The 13420-nt window shown below is 63.2% G+C and carries 11 protein-coding genes; 8 read left to right on the top strand and 3 right to left on the bottom strand.

All coding sequences use genetic code 11. The annotated features are described in order from the left end of the window. Positions 1–137 precede the first annotated feature (137 nt). Positions 138–440: a 50S ribosomal protein L28 gene (gene rpmB / locus AB7813_RS17765; protein ID WP_089267758.1), complete on the bottom strand. Its 303-nt coding sequence runs from the start codon at positions 438–440 to the stop codon at positions 138–140. A gap of 372 nt (positions 441–812) precedes the next feature. Here rpmB and AB7813_RS17760 point away from each other — a divergent pair, with 372 nt between their 5' ends. The 5 genes from AB7813_RS17760 (at position 813) to AB7813_RS17740 (ending at position 7955) form a co-directional block, all read left to right on the top strand. Beyond that, a complete protein-coding gene (locus AB7813_RS17760) occupies positions 813–1784 on the top strand; it encodes a DUF3108 domain-containing protein (protein WP_439083926.1) in 972 nt (323 codons plus the stop codon). 547 nt (positions 1785–2331) lie between these two features. Further along, positions 2332–5823 (top strand): helicase-related protein, encoded by a 3492-nt coding sequence (locus AB7813_RS17755; RefSeq protein ID WP_439083927.1) that lies wholly within the window; start codon positions 2332–2334, stop codon positions 5821–5823. A gap of 48 nt (positions 5824–5871) precedes the next feature. Then, positions 5872–6141 carry an RNA-binding S4 domain-containing protein gene (locus AB7813_RS17750; protein WP_093757514.1) on the top strand — a complete coding sequence of 90 codons (270 nt, stop codon included), beginning with the start codon at positions 5872–5874 and terminating at the stop codon, positions 6139–6141. A 151-nt stretch (positions 6142–6292) separates the two neighbouring features. Then, positions 6293–6631, top strand: a complete 339-nt coding sequence (fdxA, locus tag AB7813_RS17745) for a ferredoxin FdxA (protein WP_068730400.1) — start codon at positions 6293–6295, stop codon at positions 6629–6631. 259 nt (positions 6632–6890) lie between these two features. Further along, on the top strand, positions 6891–7955 hold the full coding sequence (locus AB7813_RS17740; protein ID WP_439059997.1) for a CarD family transcriptional regulator: 1065 nt from the start codon (positions 6891–6893) through the stop codon (positions 7953–7955). 84 nt (positions 7956–8039) lie between these two features. Here the strand turns inward: AB7813_RS17740 and AB7813_RS17735 are convergent, their stop codons facing one another. Continuing rightward, positions 8040–9503, bottom strand: a complete 1464-nt coding sequence (locus tag AB7813_RS17735) for a M48 family metalloprotease (RefSeq protein WP_374725594.1) — start codon at positions 9501–9503, stop codon at positions 8040–8042. Between the two features lie 101 nt (positions 9504–9604). After that, a complete protein-coding gene (locus AB7813_RS17730) occupies positions 9605–10393 on the bottom strand; it encodes a thermonuclease family protein (RefSeq protein WP_439083928.1) in 789 nt (262 codons plus the stop codon). A 195-nt stretch (positions 10394–10588) separates the two neighbouring features. On the opposite strand from AB7813_RS17730, the gene AB7813_RS17725 reads away from it, so the two are divergent. Genes AB7813_RS17725 through AB7813_RS17715 form a run of 3 tightly spaced genes read left to right on the top strand, consistent with a single transcriptional unit; the run spans position 10589 to position 13402 of the window. Further along, on the top strand, positions 10589–11794 hold the full coding sequence (locus AB7813_RS17725) for an ABC transporter substrate-binding protein (RefSeq protein ID WP_439074450.1): 1206 nt from the start codon (positions 10589–10591) through the stop codon (positions 11792–11794). A gap of 55 nt (positions 11795–11849) precedes the next feature. Then, positions 11850–12638, top strand: coding sequence for an enoyl-CoA hydratase (locus tag AB7813_RS17720; RefSeq protein WP_439083929.1), 789 nt, complete (start codon positions 11850–11852; stop codon positions 12636–12638). A gap of 2 nt (positions 12639–12640) precedes the next feature. After that, on the top strand, positions 12641–13402 hold the full coding sequence (locus tag AB7813_RS17715) for a hypothetical protein (protein ID WP_439065200.1): 762 nt from the start codon (positions 12641–12643) through the stop codon (positions 13400–13402). Positions 13403–13420: the final 18 nt, after the last annotated feature.

Raw genomic sequence — 13420 nt, 5'->3', positions numbered from 1 at the left:
CAGGATGCTTACTTGCGCATCCACAGGCAAGTGCGAGGTCGGCTCAAGTTGGCGTCGTTTAATCCCAAACGCAAAAACGGCCGGATCTCGCGATCCGGCCGTTCTGTATTTAAAAACTTAAAGTCTGATCGAAGCGATCAGGCCGCGACTGCTGCGGTCTCGGCCTTCTTCTTTTCGATGGCGCGCTTGAGCAGCACGGCCTTCTGGGAGAGCTCGCTCTCGCGGGCCTTGATCAGATAGGCATCGAAGCCACCGCGGTGGTCGACCGACTTCACGGCATTGGCCGACACGCGCAGGCGCACGCCGCGGCCGAGCACGTCGGACAGGAAGGTCACATTGACCAGGTTCGGCAGAAACCGGCGCTTGGTCTTGATGTTCGAGTGGCTCACCTTGTGGCCCACCTGGGGGCCCTTCAGTGTCAGTTCACAGCGCCGAGACATGGCGAAAATCCTCTGTCATCCCCGCAGCTAAAAGGCGAAGAGCCCAAAGCCGGGCAGGGGGTCAAAAATCACGTCCATTTCAGGAGTGGCGGACGTATAGGGGGCTTGGCCGCGATCGTCAAGATATCCGGCCAGCGAAAGTCGCGGCAAAACCGGCAAAAGCCTGCGCTTTCGGGGGCTGTATAGCTCGTCCTGCCGGCGGAAACCACATGGAATCCGACGCGGTTCCCATCATATAAACGACGTATTCGGGCCGGAAACAGGTCGCTCCAGCCCAATTGAGCGATGCGGCCCTGCGCCTTGAGCCGGGGATCGCCGACCAGGTGATATCAGCAAGTGAGCCTTCGCACGCCCCGCTTTGTGACCCGACCGGTGACCACCCCGCGGACCGCCGCGCCCGCAAGAGTGCGATTTGCGGGCTTTGGCGCGCGTTTCGCCGTCGCTGCGGGCCTGATGCTGCCGGTTTTGCCGGTGGACGCCTCGGCGCAGGCGCAAGGCCAGATCCAAAGCCAGACGCAAGGCCAAGCTCAAGGCCAGGCCCCGGCCGCCGTGCCGGTTCAGGCCCCTGCGCAGGCGGTGTTGGCGGGCGGCAAGCTCGAGGCCAAATATGAAGCCAGCCTCGCCGGCATTGCGGTGGGCAAGGGCCAGTGGGCCATCGACATCAATGAAGATCAGTATTCCGCGACCGCCAGTGGCGGCACCGCAGGTCTGCTGAAGGCATTTGCCGGCGGCTCGGGCTCCGGCCAGTCCACCGGCCGGGTGGTCGCGGGCGCGCTGGTGCCGTCGAATTATCAGGCCGTCACCACCTCCGCGAAGAAGTCCGAAACGATCAAGATGCTGATCACGCCGGGCTATGTGAAGGAGTTCTCCATCGAGCCGGAGCCGCCGCTCGATCCCGAGAAGATTCCGATCACCGATGCGCATCGCCGCAACGTGATCGATCCGATGACCGGCTCGCTGATGCGCGTCGGCGGCACCGGCGAATTGCTGACGCCGGATTCGTGCCGCACCGGCGCGTCGATCTTCGACGGCCGCATGCGCTACGATCTCAAGCTCGACTACAAGCGCATGGAAAGCGTGAAGGCCGAGAAGGGCTATCGTGGGCCTGCCATCGTCTGCGCCGTCTATTTCACGCCGATCGCCGGCTATGTGCCCGACCGCGCCGCCATCAAATATCTTGCCGCCCAGCGCAATATCGAAGTGACCCTGGTGCCGATCGCCGGAACCCGCGTGCTGGTGCCGTATCGCATGGTGGTGCCGACCCCGCTTGGCGTCGCCATGCTGGAGGCCACCGAATTCGTCACCACCCCCGCGCCGGCCAAGGCCGTGGCGAAGACGAACTGAGTCGACGAACGAGCGGAGCGCGAGGACACGTTCAAAGGAGGCAACCCACTCCGGCCTCATCCTGAGGAGCCCCGTCTTCGGGGCGTCTCCTGCGAATGGCAAAGCCATTCGCCCGGGATCGATGCAAGCTCCGGCCCCGCCAGCCATGGTTCGAGACGCGCGAAGCCGCGCTCCTCACCATGAGGGACCGAGACGGGACGCTGCCGCAGGATTGCCGCAAGACAAAGTGCGCCATCGCAGCATCGTCGCAAACGCGCCGCAGGATTTGCGCAGGATCCCGGCTTGACTCAAAGCCGGTTCGGAGTCCGTGCGCTGTTCATAACTTCGGGGATTTGTCGGCCCTTGTTGCGCTGTCACAAACTTGATCTAGTCAGTCTCGGAGAATGTCAGCGCGAGATGTTGGGGTGATGCGGCCATGGAGGTGCCGAGTCACCGATTCGGGCCGCTTTCGTTCCGGACTCGTTCCAAACCATCAAAAAGCGCGGCTCTGAAGCGTCGTAACCTGTCTCGGTCTTGACAGTCGGCGACGCGGAAATATCTGAAAAACATGGCCTTTTTGTCTTCTCCGCCCACGCTGTCCAACGGCAGGGCCCCCGGCGCCGGCGTCACCGCAGTGCTCGGCCCCACCAATACCGGCAAGACCCACCTCGCCATCGAGCGCATGCTGGCGCATTCGTCCGGCATCATCGGCCTGCCGCTGCGGCTGCTGGCGCGCGAGGTCTATAATAAAATTTTGGACCGCGTCGGCCCCGAAGCCGTGGCGCTGATCACCGGCGAAGAGAAGATCAAGCCCGCCAAGCCGCGCTACTGGGTCTCCACCGTCGAGGCGATGCCGCGGGATCTCGACGTGTCATTTCTGGCCGTCGATGAAATCCAGATCGCGGCAGATCTGGAGCGCGGCCACGTCTTCACCGATCGCATCCTGCATCGCCGCGGCCGCGACGAAACGCTGCTGCTCGGCGCCGCCACCATGCGCCCGATCATCGAGCGGCTGCTGCCCGGCGCCAGCATCGTGACGCGGCCGCGGCTGTCGCATCTGGAATTTGCCGGCGATCGCAAGATCACGCGGCAGCCGCGCAGGACAGCGATTGTCGCGTTTTCCGCCGACGAAGTTTACGCCATCGCCGAACTGATCAAGCGCCAGCACGGCGGCGCTGCAGTGGTATTGGGCTCGCTGTCGCCGCGCACGCGCAACGCGCAGGTCGCGATGTTCCAGAACGGTGACGTTGACTACTTAGTGGCAACCGACGCGGTCGGAATGGGCCTCAATCTCGACGTCGACCACGTCGCCTTTGCCAGTGATCGCAAATATGACGGCTATCAATTCCGCCGCCTCACGCCGTCGGAATTCGCGCAGATCGCCGGCCGCGCCGGCCGCGCCACGCGCAACGGTACCTTCGGCACCACAGGCCGCTGCGAGCCGTTCGAGCCCGAACTCGTCAATCAGCTGCAGAACCACATCTTCGAGCCGGTGAAGGTGCTGCAGTGGCGCAATTCGAAGCTGGATTTCTCGTCGATCGCGTCGCTGCAGGTGTCGCTGGCGGAGGTGCCGCGCCACGAGGCGCTGACCCGTGCGCCGATCGCCGAAGACCTGCGCGTGCTCGATCATGCCGTCCGTGACGTCGACGTGCGCGAAATGGCGCAGGGCAAGGCCGCCGTCGAGAAACTGTGGGACGCCTGCCAGATTCCAGATTACCGCCGCATCGCGCCCGCTGCACACGCAGAGCTGGTAGTCACTATCTTCAACTTCCTGATGCAGCGTGGGCGCATCCCCGATGCCTGGTTTGGCGCTCAAATCGCGCAAGCGGACCGAACCGATGGCGATATCGACACATTATCGGGCCGAATCGCGCAAATCCGGACCTGGACATTCGTGGCAAATCGTCCCGATTGGCTCTCAGATCCTGATCATTGGCAGGGAATTTCGCGCGAATTGGAAAATAAACTGTCAGATGCCCTTCATGAGAGGCTCACTGAGCGTTTCGTTGATCGTCGTACCAGTGTATTGATGCGCCGCTTGCGGGAAAACACGATGCTGAATACTGAAATTGGTAAGACGGGCGAAGTGATCGTAGAGGGCCATGTAATTGGCCGTCTCGACGGATTTACATTTTTGCCCGATGCGGCCGAGGCTGGCTCGGATGCGAAGGCCTTGCAGGCCACAGCGCTGAAGGCGCTGGCCGGCGAGATCGACGCGCGCGCCGAGAAGCTCGGCAACGCGCCGGACGATCAGTTTGTGCTCGCCTCCGACGGCACCATGCGATGGACCGGCGATGCGGTGGCCCGTCTGGTTGCAGCCGACGATGTGCTGCATCCCCGTCTCCGCATCATCGCTGATGAGCGCCTCTCCGGCGCGCCGCGCGATGCGGTTCAGGCCCGCCTCGATCTCTGGCTGAAGACGCATATCGAGAAGCTGCTCGGGCCACTGTTCGATCTGACCAAGGCCGAAGACATCACCGGCATCGCGCGCGGCATCGCCTTCCAGCTCACCGAAGCGCTGGGCGTGCTGGAGCGGCAGAAGATCGCGACCGAGATGAAGGATCTCGATCAGCCGTCGCGCGCGACCTTGCGCAAATACGGCGTGCGCTTTGGCGCCTACCACATTTATATTCCCGGTCTGCTGAAGCCTGCTGGGCGTTCGCTCGCGGCGCTGCTCTGGGCGTTGAAGCAAGACAATGTCGACATGTCGGCACTGTCGAGCGCACAGCATCTCGCAGGCTCGGGCCGTACATCCTTCCCTGTCGACAAGCTGCTCGATCGCGATGCCTATCGCGTGCTTGGCTATCGCCAGTGCGGCGAGCGCGCCGTGCGCGTCGATATTCTCGAACGTCTCGCCGATCTGATCCGTCCCGCGCTCGCGTGGCGTGAAGCCTCGCCGGGCGAGAAGCCCGCCGGCGCCTTTGATGGGCGCCACTTCGTGGTGACGCAGGCGATGACCTCGCTCACCGGCTCGGCCGGCGAGGATTTCGCCTCGATCCTGCGTGCCCTGGGCTATCGCATGGAGAAGAAGGCGCCATTGCCGCCGGCACCGCCGAAGCCGGTCGCTGCGACGACGCCGATCGAGGCCAAGGCGGACGACAACACCGGCGATCAGCCCGACGCCCTGGTGGGACTTGCCGAGGCTGACAAGCCCGGTGAGGACAATGTCATTGCAGTCGAGGCTGCCGCTGAGGCGGCCGAGACGGCTGAGATCGCGGCTGCGGATGTCGCACCTGCCGAGGTTGCGACCGAAGTGGCCCCGGCCGTGGAAGCTGCAGCCGTGCCGTCGGCATCGCTGTTGCCTGAAGTCGCACTGGTGCCCAGCGCCGCGCCTGAAGCTGCACCCGTTGAAGAGACGGCTTCCGTCGAAGCGCAGCCAGAGCCCGCTGCGGCCGTTGCCGAAACCGGGACTGTTGCCGAGACCGCACCTGCTGCAGTGGCTGATGCTGCTGCGCCTGCCGAGGGCGACGCCGCTGCGGCTCCTGCCGTCGCTGCCGAGCCCGAACTGGTCGAAGTCTGGCGCCCGGGTGGCCGTTCGGAAGAACGCCGTCCGCCGCGCCACGACCGCAACCGTCATCATCGCAATACCAACGCCCCGCAGGGCGCTGCGCAGTCGGCTCCCGCCGAAGGCGCCGTGGCCGACGGCGCGCAGCGCGAGCGGCATGACCGCAACGGTAACGATCGGGGTGGCCAGGGCCGCCGCGATCGCAACAATAACAACGAGTTCCGCCGTCCGCGCAGCGACGCGCCGGCCGCCGCGGTCTCCGCTGAAGGTGCGCCGAACCGCGACAACCGTGGCAATCGCGGTAACCGCGACAACAACAAGCCGGGCGATGCCGGTCGTCCGCCGCGTGAGCGCGAACGCTTCCAGGGCAAGGGCAAAGGCCCCTTCAAGGGCGGCGACAAGGGCCGTGAGGGCCGTGGCAACGACCGCGGCGGCGCGACCCGCCCATTCGCCACATCGGCCGCACCGCGCGAACGGGACCGTCCGATCGATCCGAACTCCCCCTTCGCGAAACTCGCCGCGCTCAAGGAGCAGCTCAGCGGCCGCAAGGATTGATGCAGGTCATGTGAGGCGGCACCGAGCCGCCATTTGGTGGTGTGTCGGTTGGAGCGCCAGCGTCTCGATAAATGGCTGTGGCACGCGCGGGTGGTAAAGGCCCGCACCAGTGCCGTTGCGCTGGTGGAAGGCGGCAAGGTTCGCATCAATGGCGAGCGCGAGAAATCGCCGGGCCATGGTGTGAAGATCGGCGACGTGCTCACGGTGGCGCTGGATCGCACCGTGCGGGTGATGAAGGTCGAGGGCTTCTCGGAACGGCGCGGCGATGCCACTGCGGCGCGCGTGCTCTATACCGATTTGCAACACCTTCCGGAGTAACTATCTAGGCTAGATGCCGCGTCCAACGATGGTTTCGTGGCAGGCTTTTTCCTTGGTCGAAATGCCCTGACCCATGCCGGCCGCGTCCCTTGCGGCAGCGGGGTTGGTGCGCTACGCAAACACTGAATATCGATCGTTTCCGGAGTTCTGGATGACTTACGTCGTCACCGACAATTGCATCAAATGTAAATACACCGACTGCGTCGAAGTGTGTCCCGTGGACTGCTTCTACGAGGGTGAAAACATGCTGGTCATCCATCCGGACGAATGCATTGATTGCGGTGTCTGCGAGCCCGAATGCCCGGCGGACGCGATCAAGCCTGATACCGAAGGCAATATCGAGAAGTGGCTGCAGATCAATCTGGAACACGCCAAGACGTGGCCGAACATCACCCAGAAGATCGACGAACTGCCCGAAGCCAAGGAATTCGATGGTCAGGAAGGCAAGTACGAGAAGTATTTCTCGGCGGCGCCTGGCAAGGGCGACTGAGTTCCCCGGTCACAACGATCAAGCAATTGATTGGGTGACCCCGATACCCCCAGCCACACGAAATTTACCCTAGCCCCGATTATGCCCCGGAAGCGGCCGCCGAGCCGCCGCGACAGGGCATAAATCATTGATTTTTGCGGGAAATGTGCTATAATAGGCACAATTCAAGAAGCTGGACCATGTGGTGCCGCTCGATTTGGCCCTGCCGGGTTCCCGTTTAAACATCAAACAGGGGCGTGGCGGTTTCCACGCGCAGGCTGTGTCACAGAAAACGCGTAAAAAGAGTGTTTCCAAGGCTGCTGTTTCGAAGAAGGCTACTGCTTCGAAGGTTTTGGATCCGAAGGCTTCCAAGAAAACAACTGCGGCGAGCCGCGTTGTGAAGGGTCCTGCTGCGAAGAATTCTGTCACCAAAGGCCGTGCCCGGGCTCCTGTCAAGGACACCCGGACCGCCGCGAAGGCTGCGGCTGAAAAGTCCTCCAAAAATAAAAGAAGTGCAATGCCCAACAAGACTGCCAAACCTGCCCCGAAGGCTGCTGCTTCGAAGACCACTGCCGCCAAGCCTGCTGCGCCGAAACCGGCCGCGAAGGCTCCCGCCGCCGCTCCTGCTGTGAAGGCTGCTGCGCCGAAGGAAGTTGCCAAGGTTGCTGCGAAGCCGGTCGTTGCCAAACCGGTTGCCGCCAAGCCGGCGCCCGCTGCGGCTCCGCGCGTCGAAGAGCCGAAGAAGCCACTGACCCAGCGTCAGGGCTTCAAGACCAACGAATTCGTTGTCTATCCGGCGCATGGTGTTGGCCAGATCCTCGCCATCGAAGAGCAGGAAATTGCAGGCGCCAGGCTTGAACTCTTCGTGATCAATTTCATGAAGGACAAGATGACCCTGCGCGTTCCGACCGCGAAGGTCGCGAATGTCGGCATGCGCAAGCTGTCCGAGCCGGCGCTGGTCAAGCGCGCGCTGGAGACACTGAAGGGCCGTGCCCGCATCAAGCGCACCATGTGGTCGCGCCGCGCACAGGAATACGAAGCGAAGATCAACTCGGGCGATATCGTTGCCATCGCCGAAGTGGTCCGCGATCTGTTCCGCTCCGACTCGCAGCCCGAGCAGTCCTACAGCGAACGTCAGCTGTATGAAGCAGCTCTCGATCGTCTGTCGCGCGAAATCGCTGTGGTTCAGCACGTCACCGAGACCGAAGCGGTCAAGGAGATCGAAGGCCAGCTCGCCAAGAGCCCGCGCCGTGGCGCCAAGGCCGAGGCAGGCGCTGAAGCCGGTGCTGACGAGGCCGACAGCGATGGTGACGATGATGTCGCCGCCGCGGACGAGGCTGCATAAGCAGCGTCCCGCAAGTTGAATACGAAAAGCCCGGCCGAGAGGCCGGGCTTTTTTGTTGTCTATGAGCAAGTACTTGGGTGGATCTCAATCCACCACGACCTTGACGCGGTCGCGGGCTTTCACGCTGGCATTGTTCTCGAGCCCGTTCAATACGCGGAAGCGCTCCAGTGGACGATCGACGCCGCTCATGCGATGCGACAGTGACTCCACGGTGTCTCCGGGCTGCACGGTGATCACCTTGATGCGCAGCGGACGGGCGGCCTGAATCTCGGCCAGGGTCAGGCGGCGGAACGAGTTGACGGTGTCGCGGGCGTTCCGTTCGCTCTCGGTGCTCTTCTGCTTGGCAGCGAAGATGAAGCGGTAGACGTCGCTGCCAAAGCGCAGCGCGTAAACGCGGAATTGCCACTGGTCGCCGCGCGCGATGGCGGACGCTGCCGGGAAGCCGTTGATGGTCAGCTCTTCCGTGGTGGCTTTGTCGACATTCTCCATCCATCCGGAATTGAGATAGTCGCTCAGCGTCTGTTCGGATGGTACGCGGACCACATCGAAGCGCATGGCCTGATTGCCGCCTTCGCGCACGCCGATCACTGCCTGCGCCGTATTGTCGAGGGTGAACGCCTCTGGCGCCTGGAAGGTGAAGCCGAGCTTGGGATGCAGGAAGCGGCGGCCGCGCACGAAGCCCTCGCTCGGGTCCTCGCCATAGACGATGCCGTCGATGGCCGTGAGATAGGTCTCGCGATCGCGCTCGCCACCGTCCGGCGAAGAATATTGCCGCGCATTGGCCTGCGCATTCTGCACGCGCTCGGGCGTCGCCGGATGCGACGAGAGGAAGTCCTGCGCGCGGGGATCGAGCGGCGTGCGGCTGGCCTTCAGCGCCGCGTTACGCTCCATCGCCGCGAGGAAGCGCGACGCGCCATAGGGATCGAACTTTGCGCGGGCCGAGATGCCTACGCCGATGCCGTCGGCTTCGAACTCCTGCGCGCGCGAGAAGCTCGCCATTGTCAGTTTGGATTTGGCGAGCGCGAGCGCAGTGAGATCGGGATCGCTGCCCATATCGGTGACGACGCGCGTGACGATCGATGCCTGCCGTGCCTGCTCCTCGCGGATGGACGCGTGTTTGGCCAGCACATGCGCCATCTCGTGCGACAGCACCGATGAAATCTCGGATGTATCGCTGGCCAGCGCGATCAGGCCGCGCGTGACATAGAGTTGTCCGGTCGGCAGGGCAAAGGCGTTGACGGCGCCCGAATTGAGGATCGTGACCTTGTAGGCGAGGTCCGGTCGCTCAGAGGCAGCGACCAGCCGATCGACGGTCTTGGTGATCAGTGATTCCAGCCGCGGGTCGTCATAGGCGCCGCCATAGGATGCGAGGATGCGCTCGTGTTCTTTCTCGGCGGCCGGGGTCTGCACCACGGCAGGCTTCGGCGGCTTGGCCGGCACCGTCGGCTTGACCGACGAGGCGGCCTCGAACCGGCTGGCATCGCCGCAGGCCGATAGAGCGAGCGCGGCGCACAGCAGGGCAGGCGCAGCCCAAAGGCGGCGGCTCAAGCTGGTTTGCCGTCCCACACCCGTCACGTCGTCCACTCTCTGCCCAAACAGCCCATTCGCCCAAATCATCTTCGCTCAAGCGATCTTGCTGCCCAAGTGGCCTACTTGTCCCCGACCACTTCGATCTGCCACACCCCGAGCGCCTCGATCCGCGGCCCGCCGCGCCTCTCGATCCATCCCCGAACGCGAATATGTCGTCTTTCCAGGGACTTAAGCATAATTCCTGTCGTCTCGAAGGCGGCTATCATGCGCCTTGAAACGGTCACCGCAAAGTCCTCAGTCCAGCGACGCCCGAAATTGACGTAGGTCACCGTCCCGGCCTGGCGAACCGACAGAACCCGCCCCTCGACCACCCCGAAACGCCCCACATCGGCCAAGATATCGCCGGGACTTTCCGCGTTTTTTATGACGTTGGTTTGAGCCCAGATTCCGCGCTTCAGCCGGCGGGCCAAGCCTTCTGCAGCGGCGAGTTCCGCCGCACAGGCCTTGTCGGAAATCGCGCCAGAGGCGAGGGCGGCGCCCTGTGCCAGAAGCTGCGCCTGGAGCGACGGCGCAGTGGGATCGACGAAGACAAAAGCCGGTTGTCGGCCGTAGCGATCCGGCATGTCGCTTTCGCCGTACAAGGTGACATCACGGCCGGAGGCCAGTGCGAAGAGATCATTCGTCGGCCCTGATGAGTTTGCGATCGGCTCGATCCCCGCCAGACGGATCACGTTGCCGTCGCTCAAACGCAATGTTCTGACATCGATCACGTCGGCGACACGACCTTCGCCCTGGGCGGCAAACATGCAGGCCGCCGACGCAGATTGCGCGGATGTTGAAAAGGCTGTCACTGCCAGCAACAGCGTTGCGGCACGCGACACGTCACACTTTGCTGATGCGGCACGCATCACGCCACCTTGCGAACTCCGGTCAACCTCTCGTCTATCATAGCCAGAAATCCATTCCGCTTTGCGGAAAACCTTGATGTCTTTGCAGCTATTCTTGGCAGCGCCGCCGCTTGCCGCTGTTGTTCCATTGCGGCATGATCGCGATAACAACAACACCGCGCACGAACAACAACGGCGCGTCTGAGGGAGGGACTTTTGAAGAAGATCATTTCAGGTCTGCTGGCGTCAGCAATGGCATTCGCGGCCACAAGTGCCATGGCGCAGACCAAGCCGCTGAAGCTCGGTGCAATTCTCGATATGTCGGGCCTGTATGCCGATATCACCGGCGTCGGCAGCGAGACCGCTGCGAAGATGGCTGCGGAAGATTTCGGCGGTGAAGTGCTGGGCCGCAAGATCGAGATCATTGCTGCGGACCATCTCAACAAGGCCGATCTGTCCGCCAACATCGCGCGCGACATGCTCGACAATCAAGGTGTCGAGGCGATCATCGACGTTGCGGCATCGGCGACCGCGCTGGCTGCGAGTGAGATCGCGCGCGCGCGCAACAAGATCATCATCTTCAACGGCCCGGGTTCAATCCGCCTCAGCAACGAGGCCTGCGGCCCCTATACGGTGCATTACGTGTTCGACACTTACGCGCAGGCCAATGTGACCGGTCTCGCCACGGTGAAAAACGGTCTCGACACCTGGTTCTTCCTGTCGGCCGACTATGCATTCGGCGCGGACCTCGAGAAAGACACCACGGCCGTCGTCACCAAGGCCGGCGGCAAGGTGCTGGGCTCGGTCAAGCATCCGCTGAATACGTCCGACTTCTCGTCCTTCCTGCTGCAGGCGCAGAGCTCGAAAGCCAAGGTCGTCGGCCTCGCCAATGCTGGCGGTGATACGATCACCGCGATCAAGCAGGCGGCCGAGTTCGGCCTGACGCGGAGCGGCGGACAGAAACTGTCGCCGCTGCTGGCCTTCATCTCCGACATCGACAGCGTCGGTCTCGATACCGCCCAGGGCCTGATCCTGGCGGAAGCGTTCTACTGGGATCTCAATGACGAGACGCGCGCGTTCACCAAGCGTTTCCAGGAGCGCACCAAGCGCGTACCGACATCGGCCCAGGCCGGCGTCTATTCATCGGTGATGCATTATCTCAAGGCCGTGAAGGCCGCCGGTACCACGGACTCGGCTCCGGTCATGAAGCTCATGAAGGAGACGCCGATCAACGACATGTTCGCCAAGAATGGCCGGATTCGCGAGGATGGCCGCATGGTGCATGACATGTACCTGTTCGAGGTGAAGAAGCCGTCGGAATCCAAGGGCCGCTGGGACGACTACAAGCTGCTGGCAACCGTGCCCGCAGAGCAGGCATTCCAGCCGCTGGAAGCCTCGCGCTGCCCGCTGGTGAAGAAGTAATCGTCAGGGTCCAAAGCTTGCCGGACGGTCAAGAACAACAACAAGGAGCGCAATCATGAGCGACATCGTCCTGCAGGACCTCGACAACGGTCTTCTGACCATCACCATGAATCGTCCGGATCGGCGCAATGCGCTCAATCCGGAGATGACACAGGGCCTGGTCGTGGCGGCCCGCCGTGCGCAGGAAGATCACGACGTCCGCGCCGTGCTCATCAAGGGCGCCGGCGGCACGTTCTGTGTCGGTGGCGACGTCAAGTCGATGGCGGCTGGCCGCGCGCCGCTGCCGTTCGAGGCCAAGCGCGCCAACCTGCGCCGCGGCATGGAAGTGTCGCGCATTCTGCACCAGATGGCGAAGCCGGTGGTGGCGCAGCTTGACGGCGCTGCCGCGGGCGCTGGCCTCTCCATCGCGCTGTCCTGCGATCTGCGCGTCGCCGCAAGCTCGGTGAAGATCACCACGGCCTTCGCCAAGGTCGGCTTCTCCGGCGATTATGGCGGCACCTATTTTCTGACCAAGATGCTCGGCAGCGCCAAGGCACGTGAGCTCTATCTGATGTCGCCGGTGCTCTCCGCACAGGAAGCGCTGGCGCTCGGCATGGTGACCAAGGTTGTCGACGACGCCGAGGTGGAGAAGGCGGCGCGCGACCTGGCAATGTCACTCGCCCAGGGCCCGAGCATCACCTACGGCTATATCAAGACCAACATCAACAATGCCGAGACGATGACGCTCGAAGCCTGTTTCGACGGCGAGGCGATCCATCACACCCGCTGCAGCGATACCGACGATCACAAGGAGGCCGCCAAGGCCTTCGTCGAGAAGCGCAAGCCGGTCTTCAAGGGGCAATGACCATGAGCCAGATGCGGTTGCGGCAAGTTTGTCTGGTCGCTCCGCATCTGGAGCCAGTGGTGAGCGATATCGCGGCCATTCTTGGCCTCAATGTCTGCTACCGCGATCCTCATGTAGGCAAATACGGGCTTGAAAATGCACTGATGCCCGTTGAGGCGACGTTGCTCGAAGTGGTCGCGCCGACGCAGCCGGGCACGGCGGCTGGGCGGTTCATGGAGAAATCCGGCGGGCGCGGCGGCTATATGGTGATCCTGTCCTGCGAGGATCCCGACGAGCGTGGGCGCTTCGCCGCCAACATCGGCGTGCGCACCGCCAATGTGATCGATCATCCGCCCTATCACGGCGTGCAATTGCATCCACGCGATTGCCGAGCCGCCTTCATCGAGTTCAATCACACCAAAGACAGCGACGACGATTTCGGGCCGTATCCGCCGGCCGGTCCGGACTGGCAGGAGGCGATCCGCCATGACATCACGCGCGCGCTGACCGAGGTCGAGCTGCAGAGTCCGGACCATTACGATCTGGCGCAGCACTGGAGCAATATCATCGGTGTGCCGCTGACCTCGGCCCGCAACGACGATCCGCAGATTGCGTTCACGAACGGCTGTTTGCGCTTCGCGAAGGGCAAGAGCGAAGCGATGACCGGGATCACTTTTCGCGTCAACGACGTCGCACAGGTGCTCGGCAGCGCACGGGCACGCGGATGTCCCTGCGCCGGGGATGCATTTCTGCTGGCCGGGGTCACGTTTCGCGTCGTTGCGTGATCGCGGCAATCGCCGCAC

Origin of the sequence: Tardiphaga sp. 20_F10_N6_6 (assembly GCF_052076045.1) — a bacterium.
Lineage (GTDB): Bacteria > Pseudomonadota > Alphaproteobacteria > Rhizobiales > Xanthobacteraceae > Tardiphaga > Tardiphaga robiniae.
Note: the sequence above shows the minus strand (reverse complement) of the source record. Positions and strands in the feature narration are given on the sequence as shown.

What these genes read in the sequence shown, in the direction of transcription:
- AB7813_RS17715 (WP_439065200.1), top strand. Translation starts at nt 12,641, where the DNA reads ATGAGCCAGATGCGGTTGCGGCAAGTTTGTCTGGTCGCTCCGCATCTG.
- fdxA (WP_068730400.1), top strand. Translation starts at nt 6,293, where the DNA reads ATGACTTACGTCGTCACCGACAATTGCATCAAATGTAAATACACCGAC.
- rpmB (WP_089267758.1), bottom strand. Translation starts at nt 440, where the DNA reads ATGTCTCGGCGCTGTGAACTGACACTGAAGGGCCCCCAGGTGGGCCAC.
- AB7813_RS17755 (WP_439083927.1), top strand. Translation starts at nt 2,332, where the DNA reads ATGGCCTTTTTGTCTTCTCCGCCCACGCTGTCCAACGGCAGGGCCCCC.
- AB7813_RS17720 (WP_439083929.1), top strand. Translation starts at nt 11,850, where the DNA reads ATGAGCGACATCGTCCTGCAGGACCTCGACAACGGTCTTCTGACCATC.
- AB7813_RS17730 (WP_439083928.1), bottom strand. Translation starts at nt 10,393, where the DNA reads ATGCGTGCCGCATCAGCAAAGTGTGACGTGTCGCGTGCCGCAACGCTG.